Below are 14,196 nucleotides of genomic sequence, written 5' to 3'. Positions count from 1 at the left end.
CCTGGAGCTGGGTGGGGTCGCAGAGACCAGAGAGAAGCGACTGTTTACTAAAAACACAGGTCCGTGCGAAGTCGTAAGACGATGTATACGGACTGACGCCTGCCCGGTGCCGGAAGGTTAAGAGGACCGGTTAGCGCTTCGGCGCGAAGCTGAGAATTTAAGCCCCGGTAAACGGCGGTGGTAACTATAACCATCCTAAGGTAGCGAAATTCCTTGTCGGGTAAGTTCCGACCTGCACGAATGGCGTAACGACTTCTCTGCTGTCTCAACCACAGACTCGGCGAAATTGCATTACGAGTAAAGATGCTCGTTACGCGCGGCAGGACGAAAAGACCCCGGGACCTTCACTATAGCTTGGTATTGGTGTTCGGTACGGTTTGTGTAGGATAGGTGGGAGACTGTGAAGCTCGGACGCTAGTTCGGGTGGAGTCGTCGTTGAAATACCACTCTGATCGTATTGGACTTCTAACCTCGGACCATGATCTGGTTCAGGGACAGTGCCTGGTGGGTAGTTTAACTGGGGCGGTTGCCTCCCAAAATGTAACGGAGGCGCCCAAAGGTTCCCTCAGCCTGGTTGGCAATCAGGTGTTGAGTGCAAGTGCACAAGGGAGCTTGACTGTGAGACTGACAGGTCGAGCAGGGACGAAAGTCGGGACTAGTGATCCGGCACCGGCAAGTGGAAGCGGTGTCGCTCAACGGATAAAAGGTACCCCGGGGATAACAGGCTGATCTTCCCCAAGAGTCCATATCGACGGGATGGTTTGGCACCTCGATGTCGGCTCGTCGCATCCTGGGGCTGGAGTAGGTCCCAAGGGTTGGGCTGTTCGCCCATTAAAGCGGCACGCGAGCTGGGTTTAGAACGTCGTGAGACAGTTCGGTCTCTATCCGCCGCGCGCGTAAGAAACTTGAGGAAGGCTGTCCCTAGTACGAGAGGACCGGGACGGACGAACCTCTGGTGTGCCAGTTGTTCCGCCAGGAGCACTGCTGGTTGGCTACGTTCGGAAGGGATAACCGCTGAAAGCATCTAAGCGGGAAGCCTGTTCCAAGATGAGGTTTCTCTCCCACTTGATGGGTTAAGGCCCCCTACAGACCATGGGGTTGATAGGCCAGAATTGGAAGCCAGGTAACTGGTGTAGGTGACTGGTACTAATAGGCCGAGGGCTTACTACAAAGGTGTTACGCGTCCACTGTGCGGTTTCTGAAACAACAGACACTGCAGCAAACCTGATCAACAGGTCCCATAGATAGATATGGGGTGTGTTGGTGGGGGAGCGCTGTCTAGTTTCATAGAGTTACGGTAGTTATAGCGGTGGGGAAACGCCCGGTCCCATTCCGAACCCGGAAGCTAAGGCCACCTGCGCCGATGGTACTGCACTCGACAGGGTGTGGGAGAGTAGGACACTGCCGGAACATCATTGCGAAAGGCCCTCCAACTTCGGTTGGAGGGCCTTTTTGCGTTCCCGGGAACCGCGGGGGGACCACTCTGTGCGATTCCTGTGTGGGCCAGGTCACCCTGGAGTATGTTGTCGAGAACAACATTCGCTCCAGCTCAACCGCCTACAGGCGGTGGTTCCACGAAAGGCCCACGCTCATGCGTCAGGGGATCTTCGGCATCGCGGCCGTCTCGATCGCACTTCTCACTTCGCTCACCGCCTGCGGCGACGACACTTCGAACTCCTCGGGAGATGGCGGCGCCAAGATCGGCGTCATCCTGCCCGACAGCAAGACCTCGGCGCGGTGGGAGACGGCGGATCGCAAGTATCTTCAGCAGGCGTTCGACGCCGCGGGGATCAAAGCCGACATCCAGAATGCCCAGGGCGACAAGAACGCCTTCCAGACGATCGCCGATCAGATGATCACCAACGGCGCCTCCGTACTGATGATCACCAACCTCGACAGCGGTACCGGCAAGGCGGTCATCCAGAAGGCCAAAGCCCAGGGCGTGACCGTGATCGACTACGACCGGCTGACCCTCGGCGGCGGCGCGCCTTACTACGTGTCGTTCGACAACGTGAAAGTCGGACAGCTCATGGGCGAGGGCCTGGCGAAGTGCCTGGCCGACAAGCAGGCGGCCAAGCCGGTCGTCGCCTACCTCAACGGCGGTCCGACCGACAACAACGCCGCCCTGTTCAAGAGCGGGTACGACGGCGCGCTGAAGCCGAAGTTCGACGCGGGCGAGTACGTGAAGGGGCCGGATCAGGCCGTCCCGGAATGGGACAACACCAAGGCGGGCACCATCTTCGAACAGATGCTCACCGGCACGCCGAACCTCGGCGGCACCGTCGCGGCCAACGACGGGCTGGCCAACGCGGCCATCGCGGTGCTGAAGAAGCAGAAGCTGAACGGGCAGATCCCGGTGACAGGTCAGGACGCCACGGTGCAGGGTCTGCAGAACGTCCTGGCCGGTGATCAGTGCATGACCGTGTACAAGGCGATCAAGCTCGAGGCCGCCGCCGGCGCGAAGCTGGCGATCGCGCTGGCCAACGGGGAGAAGGGCGAGGCGCCGAGCACCGTCGACGATCCCGAGGCGAAGTCGAAGGTGCCTGCGGTGCTGCTCGAGCCGAAGGCGATCTTCAAGAACAACGTGAACGACGTCGTCGCGGACGGCTTCGTCGACAAGGCCGAGCTGTGCACCGGTGAGTTCACCACGCTCTGCGCGGACAACGGCGTCCGCTGATGACCGACACCCCGCTCATCGAATTACGCGGATTAGAGAAGAGTTTCGGTCCGGTCCATGTCCTGCACGATATCGACTTCTCCGCCTACCGCGGTGAGGTGACGGCCCTCGTCGGCGATAACGGCGCCGGCAAGTCGACCCTGGTCAAATGCATCGGCGGCACCCATGCGATCGATGCGGGCGAGGTGCTGTTCGACGGTGAGCCGGTGCAGATCGGCAATCCGAGAGACGCGGCCGAACTGGGGATCGAGATCGTCTACCAGGACCTCGCGCTCTGCGACAACCTCGACATCGTGCAGAACATGTTCCTCGGCCGGGAGAAGAAGCACGGCCTCGTGCTCGACGAATACGGCATGGAGGAGCTCGCGGGCGCGACCCTGGCCGGGCTGTCGGTGCGCACGGTGAAGTCCGTGCGTCAGAAGGTGGCCAGCCTGTCCGGCGGACAACGCCAGACCGTCGCCATCGCCAAGGCCGTGCTGTGGAACAGCAAGGTGGTGATTCTGGACGAGCCGACCGCGGCGCTCGGCGTCGCCCAGACTCAGCAGGTCCTCGAACTGGTGCGCCGCCTGGCCGACAAAGGTCTCGCGGTGGTGCTGATCTCGCACAACATGAACGACGTCTTCGCGGTCTCGGACCGGATCGCGGCGCTGTATCTGGGCCGGATGGCCGCACAGGTACGGACCGCCGACGTGACGCATTCGCAGGTCGTCGAACTGATCACCGCCGGCCGCAGCGGGAGTCTCGGAATCGGAGTGCAGGCATGAGCGCGGTTGTCACGGACAAGGCCACCGAGCCTGCCGCACCGGTGACCGAGCTGGTCACCGGCTATGTCGCGCGGATTCGTGGCGGCAACATGGGTGCGTTGCCCTCGGTCATCGCGCTGGTCGTGCTGTCGGTCGTCTTCTGGATCGCGCGGCCGGTGTTCATGACCCAGGGCAACATCGCGAACCTGCTCACCCAGGGCGCCGCCATCGCGGTGATCGCCATGGGCTTGATCTTCGTGCTGCTGCTCGGGGAAATCGATCTGTCGGCGGGCTTCACCAGCGGTGTGTGTGCCGCGGTGCTCGCGGTCCTGCTCACCGACAAGGGCTGGCCCTGGTACGCGGCGGTGTTCGTCTCGTTGCTCACCGGTGTGGTGATCGGGCTGACCATCGGCGCGATCGTGGTGAAGATCGGGGTGCCGTCGTTCGTCGTGACGCTGGCCGCGTTCCTGGCGTTGCAGGGCGTGGCACTGAAGATCATGGACAACGGCCGCAACATCTCCATCCACGACGAGACGATCCTGGCGATCGCCAACAAGAATGTGCCGCCGCTGCTCGGCTGGGTCATGTACCTGGTGCTGGTGGGCGGGTTCTCGTTGGTGCAGTACCGAAAGTTGCGGGCGCGCACGACGCTCGGGCTGACCGGTGAGACGGCACCGGTGGTCGCGTTACGGATCGCCACGGTCGCGGTGGTCGCCGGGATAGCGGTGCTGGTGCTCAACGACGAGCGCAGCCGCAATCCGGAGGTCAACTCGCTACAGGGCATGCCGATCGTGGTGCCGATCATCATCGCGCTGTTGCTGTTGTGGACGTTCGTGCTCAATCGCACCTCGTTCGGCAGGCATGTCTACGCGGTTGGTGGCAGCGTGGAAGCGGCTCGGCGGGCGGGCATTCCGGTCGACCGGATCAAGATCAGCGCCTTCGTGCTGTGCTCGACGATGGCCGCTGTCGGCGGTTTGATCGCGGCCTCGCGGGCCAACTCGGTCGATCCGAACACCGGCGGTTCCGATGTCCTGCTCACCGCCGTCGGTGCGGCGGTGATCGGTGGGACCAGCCTGTTCGGTGGTCGTGGCCGGATGCTCGACGCGGTACTCGGTGCCGCGGTGGTCGCGGTGATCAACAACGGGATGGGCCTGATGGGCTACAGCGCGGGCACGAAATTCGTTGTGACAGGATTTGTCCTGCTGCTCGCGGCGGGGGTGGACGCGCTGTCGCGCAAGCGTTCGCTGCCAGGAAGTTGACCATCGACCGGGAAGGTAGGGCCGGATGAGGGCTGCACCCGCCCCGGACGAGATCCGAACACGCAATCTCGCCGTGCTGCTGCGCCACGTCCATCTGAGTGGCCCGGTCTCGCGGGCGGAGCTGGCCGAGCGAATGGGCCTGAACCGCAGCACAATTCTGGCCCTGACCACCGATCTGGCCGCCGCCGGGCTGGTGAGTGAGGAACTGCCACGCCAGACCGGGAAGGCCGGACGGCCGTCGCTGGTGGTGCGGCCGGAGTCGGAGCGGGTGTTCGTGCTCGCGTTGGACGTCGGTGCGGACCGGCTCGCGGTAGCGCGGGTCGGTCTGGGCGGTGTGATTCTCGACCGGCGTGAAACACCGCGTGACAGTGCGGCTTTCGATCCCGACGAGGTGATCGAATCCCTGGCGGTGCTGGCCGAGACGATGATCGGCACGGCAGGACGCGACAGTGTCTGCGTGGGTGTGGGTCTCGCGTTCTGCGGGATGGTTCGGCAGGGCGACGGTGTGGTGCGGTACGGGCCGAACATCGGCTGGGTGGATGTGCCGGTGGGCGCGAAACTGTCCGAGCGGCTCGGCGTTCGGGTCGTGGTCGGCAACAACGCGAATCTGGGCGCCCTCGCCGAGCGTGAGCGTGGTGTCGGTGCGGGGGTGTCGGATCTGATCTACCTGCACGGTGAGGTCGGCATCGGCGGCGGCGTCATCATGGGTGGTGAGCTGCTCGGTGGTGAGGGTGGCTATGGCGGCGAGGTCGGGCACATGATCGTCAACCCCGGCGGGCGGACGTGCCGGTGTGGTTCACGTGGCTGCCTGGAGGCCGAGGCGGGGGAGCTGGCGTTGATCGCGCTGGCGGGGCGTGCCGGCCTCACCGGCCGGGCGGCGGTCGAGGCGATCGTCGACGCGGCGGCTCGCGGTGACGCGGTCGCCCGCGACGCGTTGCACCAGGTCGGGGACTGGCTCGGCTACGGGGTGGCCAATCTCGTCAATATCTTCAACCCGACCATGGTCGTGTTCGGTGGTGTCCTGCGCGAGATCTACCTCGCCTCGGCCGCGCAGGTCCGCAGCCGGTTGGCGGTGAACGGACTACTCGCCGTCCGCGAACGTGTTCGCCTGCGGACCTCCGCGCTGGCCGACGACGCTCCGCTGATCGGGGCCGCGGAACTGGCCTTTGCCGACGTGCTGACCGACCCGTTGCAGACACTGGCGCGTAGCTCCGGCAGGTGATCGATCGGCGCCGGTCTCGCGACTATCGTGAAGGAATGGCGACCACAAGGATCGGCACGCAGATCAATGCGCCGCGCTCGACCGTCTACCGCCTGATGCTGGACGCCGACGCGGTCGCGGCCTGGATGCCCCCGCCCGGGATAACGGCCGAAGTGCATCGGTTCGAGCCGAAGGAGGGCGGATCGTTCTCGATCACCCTCACCTATGACGAGCCGACGGCCACCGGCGAGACGCGGCCGCCGCACCGCGACGCCTGTTTCGGGACCTTCCGCACGCTGGTGCCGGACGAGCAGATCATCGAGGTGCTGGAATTCGTCACCGAGACCCCGGACATGACCGGTGCGCAGACGGTGACGTTCACCCTGACCGACGCCGACGGCGGCACCCACCTCGATACGGTGCACGAGGGGGTTCCGCCGGGACTGAGCCCCGCCGACAACGAGAGAACCTGGCACCAGTCGTTGTCGAAACTGACCGCACTGGCCGAGGGGGAATCGCGCGACTGACCGCGGACCGCGCGGAGACGTGCCCTTCAAATCATAGAAACGCTAATGGTGTTCGGGGGCGTTCGCGGTTGCTTGAATTCGTCTATGCACCGACCGAACACCTTTCGACCCGGCCTACGGGGCCGCGCCACCGCCGCACTCCTCGCGATGGCAACCGTTGCGACGCTCGGCCTGACCGGCTGCGCGCAGGGCAACGACGCACCGGTCGGCACCCCCGACGCGCCACTGCCGACCGAGGTTCCGCCGGGGACCACGCTCGTCGTCGCCGATCAGTCGGAACGCCTGCAATCGGCGCTGCGGCTGTCCGGCGAACTGGACAAGCTGCCGTTCAAGATCGAGTTCGCGAACTTCGTCGGCGGCCCGGCCATCCTCGAGGCCTTCCGGGCAGGCGCGGCCGACGTCGGTCAGGTCGGCGATGTGCCGCCGATCCACGCGCTGGCCGCGGGCCAGGACGTTCCGATCGTCGGCTCCTACCAGACCAACCCCCAGGCCCTGAAACTCGCTGTGGCGCCTGGTCGTTCGATCAGCAAGCTCACCGATCTGAAGGGCAAGAAGATCGCGTACGCCGAGGGCACCGCCCAGCAGGCGGCGGTGTTGAAGGCGCTCACCAAGGCGGGACTGAAGCCCACCGATGTGGAGCTGGTCCGGCTGCAGCTGGCCGAGTTCCCTGACGCGGTCCGCACCGCTCAGGTCGACGTCGCGCCGCTGATCGAACCCAACGTGACCCGGTTCCTCCGCACCGAGGGCGCCTCGCTGATCCCGGACTCGGAGACCACGGGCATCTACAGCGGCCTCGCCTACCTGTACGCGCGCCGGGCGGTGGTCCAGGATCCAGCGAAGGCCGCCGCGACCCGTGCTCTGGTCGGCGCGTTCGTGCGGGCCTGGCAGTGGACCAACACCCATCGCGAGGAATGGGCCACCCGCTACTACGTCGGAAGCCAGAAGGTCAGCGCCGACGACGCCAAGCGGATCGTCGAATCGCTGGGCACCTACACGTTCCCGCACCTGGACCAGCAGTTGATCGCCCGGCAGCAGACCACGATCGACGCGATCGACGCTGTGGGCGAGCTGCCGAAGAAGATCAAGGCCGTGGACGGTTTCGACCTGCGCTTCGATGCTGCGGTCACCGAGGCCGTCACTGCCAGCGGGGCCGCGTTCGCACCGGCGGCGAGCTGATGGCCACCATCGATGCCGGGGCACTGCGCAAACTCCGGACCAGTACGGCCCCGGTCGAAGCGCTCGCCCCGCGCGGGCGAGGCCGGCGCACACTGGGACCGGGCAAGCCGATCCCGTTCGGCTTCGCCCTCGGGCCGGTTCTGCTCATCGGCACCTGGGTTGTCGGCTCCGCGATCGGGGCCATCGACCCGGAGACCCTGCCCGCGCCGTGGACGGTCGCGCAGACCGCGGGTGAGCTGATCGCCGACGGCCGGTTGCAGTCCAACCTGCTGACCTCGTTGCAGCGTGCCGTCATCGGCCTCGTGCTCGGTGTGGCGATCGGCGTGGTGCTCGCGCTGGTCGCGGGGCTGAGCCGGATCGGTGAGGCCGTCGTCGACGGTCCCGTGCAGATCAAGCGGGCCATCCCGACGCTGGCACTGATCCCGCTGTTCATCGTCTGGTTCGGAATCGGCGAGCAGATGAAGCTGATCGTGATCACCACCAGCGTGCTCATTCCGATTTACATCAATACCCACGCCTACCTGCGCAGCGTCGACGCGCGCTATGTGGAACTGGCCGAGACCGTCGGGCTGTCGCGGTGGGGATTCCTGCGTCGCATCGCGTTGCCGGGCTCGTTGCCGGGCTTCTTCCTCGGGCTGCGGCTGGCGGTGACCATCTCCTGGTTGGCGCTGGTGGTGGTGGAACAGGTCAACGCGACCAGCGGCATCGGCTACCTGATGACCCAGGCGCGCACCTACGGCCAGATCGACGTGATCGTCGTCGGCCTGGTGATCTACGGGCTGCTCGGACTGTTCGGTGATCTCGCCGTGCGGGCAACGGAACGAAAGGTGCTGGCATGGCGACAGACACTGGGCGACTGAGCTCCGACGAGCGGGTCGTCGTACGCACCCGTGCCCTGACACGCGGCTTCGGCGAGCGAATCGTGTTGAACGGCATCGACATCGAGATCCGGCGCGGTGAGTTCGTCGCGCTGCTCGGACGCAGCGGTTCCGGCAAGAGCACACTGCTGCGGGCACTGGCCGAACTCGATTCCGAGGTGCCCGGATCCGGTGACCTGACGGTGCCGACGCAGCGCGCGGTGGTGTTCCAGGATTCGCGGCTGCTGCCATGGGCACGGGTGCTCGACAATGTAGTACTCGGGCTGACCGGGCGCGACGCGCAGCAGCGCGGGCGCTCCGCACTGGCCGAAGTGGGGCTGGCCGGGCGGGAGAAGGCGTGGCCGCGTGAGCTTTCCGGCGGTGAACAGCAGCGGGTGGCCTTGGCCAGGTCGCTGGTGCGTGAGCCGGAACTGCTCCTGGCCGACGAACCGTTCGGCGCGCTCGACGCGCTGACCCGGATTCGGATGCACGCCCTGCTCCAGGCGCTGTGCGAGCGGCATCGGCCCGCTGTGCTGCTGGTGACCCACGATGTGGACGAGGCCGTGCTGCTCGCCGATCGGGTGCTGGTCCTCGACGAGGGCCGGATCACGATCGACCAACGCATCGAGACCCCGCGCCCGCGCAGGCACGCGCACCCGGAGTTCGTCCGGCTGCGCGAGGTGCTGCTGAGCGGACTCGGTGTCGACACAACAGATTCAGAGAAAGTGAAACAGGCGTCATGAGTGCACCGCGTCAACTGAGTCTGAACGCGTTCATCTACCCGTCCGGGCACCATGAGGCCGCCTGGCGGCATCCCGACAGCAGGCCCGACCGCATCTACGACGTCTCCTACTACCAGGAGATCGGGCGCACCGCGGAGGCGGCGAAGCTCGACGCGGTGTTCTTCGCCGACGGTCCCGCCCTGCGCACCGATGTTCGTCACAATGCCGCGCCCGGCCTCGAGCCGATCACACTGCTCACCGCGATCGCCGCGGCGACAACACATCTCGGCCTGATCGCCACCGCCTCGACCACCTACTACGAGCCCTACAACCTGGCGCGGCTGTTCTCCTCGCTCGACCACATCTCCGGTGGACGCGCGGGCTGGAACATCGTGACCACCGGCACCGATCTGGCCGCGGCCAACTTCGGGCTGGAACGGCATCCGGAACACGCCGCGCGCTATGCCCGCGCACGCGAATTCGTCGACGCGGTGGTCGGGCTGTGGGACAGCTGGGAGGACGACGCGATCGTGCTCGACCGCGCCGCCGGTGTGTACGCCGATCCGGACAAGATCCACCCGATCGACTTCGTCGGCGAACACCTCAGTGTGCGTGGACCGTTCAACTCCGCGCGGACACCACAGGGGCGTCCGGTGCTGGTGCAGGCGGGTGCCTCGAACGAGGGGCGCGCCTTCGCCGGCAAGTACGCGGAGGCCATCTTCACCGCGCATCAACGGCTTTCGGATGCGCAATCCTTCTACGCCGACATCAAGTCCAAGGCCGCCGAGTTCGGGCGCACCGCCGACGAGGTGAAGATCCTGCCGGGCATCAGCCCGTTCATCGCCGACACCGAAGCCGCCGCGCTGCGTTTGGAACGCGAGTTCAACGAGCTGACAGTGCCCGAATACGGGCTCAAGCAGCTGGAATCGATCACCGGCACGTCGCTGCGCGGCCTCGCGCTCGACGAGCCGGTGCCGGTGGAAGTGTTCGCGGGGGCGGGCGATGTCACCGACAACGCGCGCAGCAGATTGCAGGTGGTGGCGGGAATCGTCGAGCGGGAACGGCCGACCTTGCGTGGGCTGCTGCACCGGCTGGCAGGTGCGCGCGGGCACCGGGTGTTCGCGGGAACGCCCGAGCAAGTGGCCGACACCATCGAAGAGTGGTTCACCCAGGGCGCGGCGGACGGCTTCAACGTGATGCCGCCGTACTACCCCGGTGGGCTCGAGGTATTCGCCGAAACGGTGGTGCCGATCCTGCAGGAGCGCGGGCTGTTCCGCACCGAATACACCGGCACCACGCTGCGCGATCACTTCGGGCTCGCGCGCCCGGAGAGCCAGTTCACCCGTAACGCCGCGCTCGCCGGATGACCGAGGGCTGTCGCGACCGGCACGTCGTTCGCCGGTCGGTGGTCACGTCGTGACTCAGCTGCGGTCGATGGCGCTGGCGGTGTTCGTGCCGTCCGCCATCTACGGAATCGGCTCAGGCGCAGCGGCTCCCATGTTGCCGCTGCACGCGCTCGAACTCGGCGCTTCGGTCGGCACCGCGGGTGTGGTGGTCGCCATGATGGGCTTCGGGCTCATTCTGGGCGATCTGCCCGCGGGCTGGCTGGTGGCGCGTACCGGGGAGCGCAAGGCCATCGCTCTCGGCTCGTTCACCTGTGCTCTCGGGCTGCTCGTGGCCATCCTCGCGCCGAATATCGCCGTGTTCGCGGTCGGGCTGCTGATCAACGGGGCGTCGGGGGCGGTGTGGGGTCTGGCCAGGCAGACCTACATCGTGGCCGTCGTGCCGAGTGCCGATCGGGGACGGGCCTTTTCGGCGCTGGCCGGGTGGATGCGGTTCGGGTTCTTCGCCGGACCCTTCCTCGGCGCGGGCGCGGTGCACTGGCTCGGCCCGGTCGGCGGGCTGTGGATCCAGCTCGTCGCCATGCTCGTCGCGGGTGCTCTGGTGTTCGCCATGCCCGAGACCGAAGGTTCGCCGACCGTGGTGAGCGACAACACGATTCGTTCCGTGGTGGTCGAACATCGCAGGCTGCTCAGCACGCTCGGACTCGGCGCCCTGCTCATGGGTGCGGCACGGGCGGCACGGCAATCGCTGCTGCCGTTGTGGGCGGTGCACATCGGCGCCGACGCGGCGACCACCAGCATCGTGTTCGGCATCGCGGGCGCGGTGGACGTGCTGATGTCGTATCCGGCCGGGATCTGGCTGGATCGCTACGGCCGCAAGGCGATCGGCGTTCCCGCGATGATCGCCTTCGCCGGGGGGTACGCCACGTTGCCGTTCGCGGGGTCGGTGGCCGGACTCACCGCGGTCGCCGTGCTACTCGGCTTCGCCAACGGGCTGAGCAACGGCGTGATCATGACAGTCGGCGCCGATGTGGCGCCGCCCGGCCAGCGCGCGGAGTTCCTCGGTGCCTGGCGGCTCACCCACGACATCGGGATGTTCGCGGGCCCGATCGCGGTCGGCGCGATCAGCGCGGTAACGGTGCTCGGCGCGGCGGCGGGAGCGCTCGCGGTGGCGGGGCTCGGCGGAGCGGCCGCGATGTATCGCTGGTTCCCCGGACGCCCGGTCGCCGCGGTGACCGGGTCGAGTCAGCCGGCCGCGAGTCCGAACGAAACCAGGGAATCGGTGGAGAGCAGTTGACGATGCCGCCGGGGTGGCCGGCGGTGCCAGGACAGCCTAGGGCCAGGCGGGGTCGCGTCCGGTGAGGCCGAGGATGTGGTCGATCAGCGGGGCGGTGGCCGCGGGCCGCGGCCCAGTCGTCCGCGGTGAGATCGACAGCGGATCCGGCGGGTGCCACCGCTTCCTTGCGCGCGGCGCCGACCAGCGACGGTCCTCAGAACAGCAGGTGAGCGAGCAGTGCTGCGAGGTCGAACTCGGCACAGGGCGTCCGGTAGCGGCCTGCGGGATCGGGTAGTCGACGCGACAACAGTTGCAGGGAGTCACCGAGCGCCTCGCCGACGGCGTCGAGATCGACTGGGCCGTGTTCGCGGCAGATCTCGGCTACGCCGACCAACCGCACCTCAGCCGCGATTTCCGCAAGATCTTCGGCGAACCACCGACGCACTACGCGCAACGGTACGAGTCCTCGGAGCAGTGACAACCCGATCACGGGCCCGGCGTCGGTAGTGCACCGAGGTGGCTACTGCGCGGCGGTGCTCGCGACGGCGGCCGGAAGCGTTCGGATTCGACTGTCCCTACAGTGGAAGTATGTCGTCATTCGATCGGCATCCGTCCACCGTCGCGGACTTCGACGATGCGCGTCGGCGGGATCGGTTGCGCGAAACCCAGCTCGGACACACGTGGGGCGGTTGGCGCCGGACCAGACTGGTGCTGCTGCGAATTCTCGGGATCCTGCTGGTCGCGATGATCGTGTTCGGGCAGTACTGGGTTCACGATGTGGTTCCCGAACGTGAGCGGCTGGCACAGACCTCACCGGAGTTGCTGCCCGCGAATCTGCCTGCCGATGCCCGGGATTGGGATACCGCCGTGGTCGACATGGTCGGGCTCGGGGGAGTCAACGCGACGCCGACCGCCAAAGCCCTGCCCGCGCTCAGTCGCCTCGGGGTGGTGTGGGCGGTGCGCTACGACAACGCCGGTATCGACACCAAGGTCATCGCCGACATGATCGTGCGGGCCGCACGCTACGGCAATGTGCGCAATATCGTGCTGGTCGGTCACAGCATGGGCGGAATCATCGCGCTGGAGGTGGCGCGGCACATCCACCTGGGCAGCGATCGGCGATTGGTGGCCGTTCTGCTCGACTGCACGCCGATGAATCTGGACGCGGTGCGCCCGGAGAGCCGTAGTCGCGGCGCCGATCTGGTGCGGTGGCTGGGCTGGTTGCCCGGTGCCAGGGAGAGCCGGATCCTGCGGTTCGTAGTCGAGATGTCGGCTCGGCGTGAACGTTTCGCGCAGCGCGACGGGCTGTTCCTCGACATCGACTGGCGCGCGATGCGTGAGGCGTCGGCGCAGGTGTTGCGCGACAAGATCTTCTCGCGCGATGCCGCCGGCAACGGGTTGATCGAGGCGCAGTTCCTGGCGATCGTCGCCGGTGGTGGTACCGCGGATCTGCGTGCGCTCGGCAAGCCGAACCCGGACAAGCGGAACCCGGCGATCGTGTTCATCCGGCCGCGTGACGCGGCCCGCGACGGCGTGGTGGACGTGGAGTATTCGCACGAGGTATTGATCGAACAGTCCGGCGGTGTCGACGGCACCCTGCTGGTGGTGCGGCCGAACCAGATCGAGCACGCGAATCCGATTCAGCGACCCGCCGAGTACAACGCGGTCATCGAAGCGCAGGTACTGCCGTTCGTGCGGCGCTACCAGGAAGCCAATCGCAACGACCCGCCGTGATCAGCGCACCCGGGTCCCGAGGATGGTGCGCACGCCCGCGATGAACAGCTGCAAGCCGAAGTCGAAGCGCGCGGTGGGGTCGGGAGTGTCGAGCAACGGCGTGTTGTCCTCGGGCAGCGCGCCGACGGAATCCATCTGCATGCGCGACTGCTCGTCGACGGTCTGGCCGAGCACGTAGTACAGCAGGGTGTAGGCCGTGAGATCGGCTTCCTCCCTGGTCATTCCGGCACGGATCACAATGCCCGCCAGGCGTTCACGCGCCTTGCTGGTGGTCAGGCGCGAGGCGTAGGTGGCCGAGACCAGCTCGGCGCCGTCGCGATAGGCGAGCAGACAGTCGCGCAGTCGATGCGCCAGCTCGGTGAGCTGCGCGGGCCATTCGGTGGCTGAGATCGGCTCGTCCATCGGTGCCAGAATCCGGTCGGCCACCGCGCCGAGCAGGGTCTGCTTGTCCTTGACGTGCCAGTACAACGCCCCCGGCTGCACCTGCAGCGAGCCCGCGAGCCGGCGCATCGTCAGATCGGCGAGCCCGTACTGATCGAGAATCGCGACGGCGGCATCGACCACATCCGTCTTCCGCAGTTGCACGCGCGTCCTTCCGACGATTTTGCGACCCGAGTGTCGTGGTTCACTCGTAGCCGCTACCCTATCCTGAACACCGTTCAAGTTGCACGGCCACGCCGG

Annotated in this window: 13 protein-coding genes and 2 rRNA genes (1 of these 15 only partly in view); 14 read left to right on the top strand and 1 reads right to left on the bottom strand. The window is 66.5% G+C overall.

What is annotated here, in order from left to right:
* From ACWF99_RS28725 to ACWF99_RS28660, 14 genes are all read left to right on the top strand, one after another.
* Positions 1 to 1,170: ribosomal RNA gene (locus tag ACWF99_RS28725) — 23S ribosomal RNA — on the top strand (it extends 1,387 nt beyond the left edge of the window).
* 123 nt (positions 1,171 to 1,293) lie between these two features.
* Positions 1,294 to 1,410: ribosomal RNA gene (rrf, locus tag ACWF99_RS28720) — 5S ribosomal RNA — on the top strand.
* A 181-nt stretch (positions 1,411 to 1,591) separates the two neighbouring features.
* Entirely contained in the window at positions 1,592 to 2,677 is a 1,086-nt protein-coding gene (locus ACWF99_RS28715; RefSeq protein WP_378661001.1) for a sugar ABC transporter substrate-binding protein, read from the top strand.
* Positions 2,677 to 3,441: an ATP-binding cassette domain-containing protein gene (locus ACWF99_RS28710; protein ID WP_378637333.1), complete on the top strand. Its 765-nt coding sequence runs from the start codon at positions 2,677 to 2,679 to the stop codon at positions 3,439 to 3,441. Before ACWF99_RS28715 ends, ACWF99_RS28710 begins: the two co-directional genes overlap by 1 nt.
* Complete coding sequence (locus tag ACWF99_RS28705; RefSeq protein WP_378637330.1) at positions 3,438 to 4,679, top strand: sugar ABC transporter permease; 1,242 nt, start codon at positions 3,438 to 3,440, stop codon at positions 4,677 to 4,679. The genes ACWF99_RS28710 and ACWF99_RS28705 overlap by 4 nt, the downstream gene beginning before the upstream one ends.
* Positions 4,680 to 4,704: 25 nt before the next feature.
* Positions 4,705 to 5,901 (top strand): ROK family protein, encoded by a 1,197-nt coding sequence (locus ACWF99_RS28700; RefSeq protein ID WP_378661004.1) that lies wholly within the window; start codon positions 4,705 to 4,707, stop codon positions 5,899 to 5,901.
* A gap of 35 nt (positions 5,902 to 5,936) precedes the next feature.
* Entirely contained in the window at positions 5,937 to 6,407 is a 471-nt protein-coding gene (locus tag ACWF99_RS28695) for an SRPBCC domain-containing protein (RefSeq protein WP_378637325.1), read from the top strand.
* 84 nt (positions 6,408 to 6,491) lie between these two features.
* Complete coding sequence (locus ACWF99_RS28690) at positions 6,492 to 7,583, top strand: ABC transporter substrate-binding protein (RefSeq protein ID WP_378637323.1); 1,092 nt, start codon at positions 6,492 to 6,494, stop codon at positions 7,581 to 7,583.
* Positions 7,583 to 8,443 (top strand): ABC transporter permease, encoded by an 861-nt coding sequence (locus tag ACWF99_RS28685; protein ID WP_378637320.1) that lies wholly within the window; start codon positions 7,583 to 7,585, stop codon positions 8,441 to 8,443. The genes ACWF99_RS28690 and ACWF99_RS28685 overlap by 1 nt, the downstream gene beginning before the upstream one ends.
* The gene (locus tag ACWF99_RS28680) at positions 8,419 to 9,183 is read left to right on the top strand and encodes an ABC transporter ATP-binding protein (protein ID WP_378637318.1); all 765 of its coding nucleotides are present in this window, start codon (positions 8,419 to 8,421) and stop codon (positions 9,181 to 9,183) included. The genes ACWF99_RS28685 and ACWF99_RS28680 overlap by 25 nt, the downstream gene beginning before the upstream one ends.
* Positions 9,180 to 10,529: an LLM class flavin-dependent oxidoreductase gene (locus tag ACWF99_RS28675; protein WP_452537902.1), complete on the top strand. Its 1,350-nt coding sequence runs from the start codon at positions 9,180 to 9,182 to the stop codon at positions 10,527 to 10,529. Before ACWF99_RS28680 ends, ACWF99_RS28675 begins: the two co-directional genes overlap by 4 nt.
* A gap of 49 nt (positions 10,530 to 10,578) precedes the next feature.
* Complete coding sequence (locus tag ACWF99_RS28670; RefSeq protein ID WP_378637313.1) at positions 10,579 to 11,802, top strand: MFS transporter; 1,224 nt, start codon at positions 10,579 to 10,581, stop codon at positions 11,800 to 11,802.
* 289 nt (positions 11,803 to 12,091) lie between these two features.
* Complete coding sequence (locus ACWF99_RS28665) at positions 12,092 to 12,259, top strand: helix-turn-helix domain-containing protein (RefSeq protein WP_378661019.1); 168 nt, start codon at positions 12,092 to 12,094, stop codon at positions 12,257 to 12,259.
* Positions 12,260 to 12,369: 110 nt separating this feature from the next.
* On the top strand, positions 12,370 to 13,515 hold the full coding sequence (locus ACWF99_RS28660; protein WP_452537900.1) for an alpha/beta fold hydrolase: 1,146 nt from the start codon (positions 12,370 to 12,372) through the stop codon (positions 13,513 to 13,515).
* Here the strand turns inward: ACWF99_RS28660 and ACWF99_RS28655 are convergent, their stop codons facing one another.
* Positions 13,516 to 14,100: a TetR/AcrR family transcriptional regulator C-terminal domain-containing protein gene (locus tag ACWF99_RS28655; protein ID WP_358115294.1), complete on the bottom strand. Its 585-nt coding sequence runs from the start codon at positions 14,098 to 14,100 to the stop codon at positions 13,516 to 13,518. It lies immediately after the preceding gene.
* Between the last annotated feature and the right edge of the window lie 96 nt (positions 14,101 to 14,196).

It is taken from the genome of Nocardia sp. NPDC055002 (assembly GCF_053608825.1).
The sequence above is the reverse complement of the archived record's forward strand: the minus strand, read 5'-3'. Positions and strand labels throughout refer to the sequence as shown.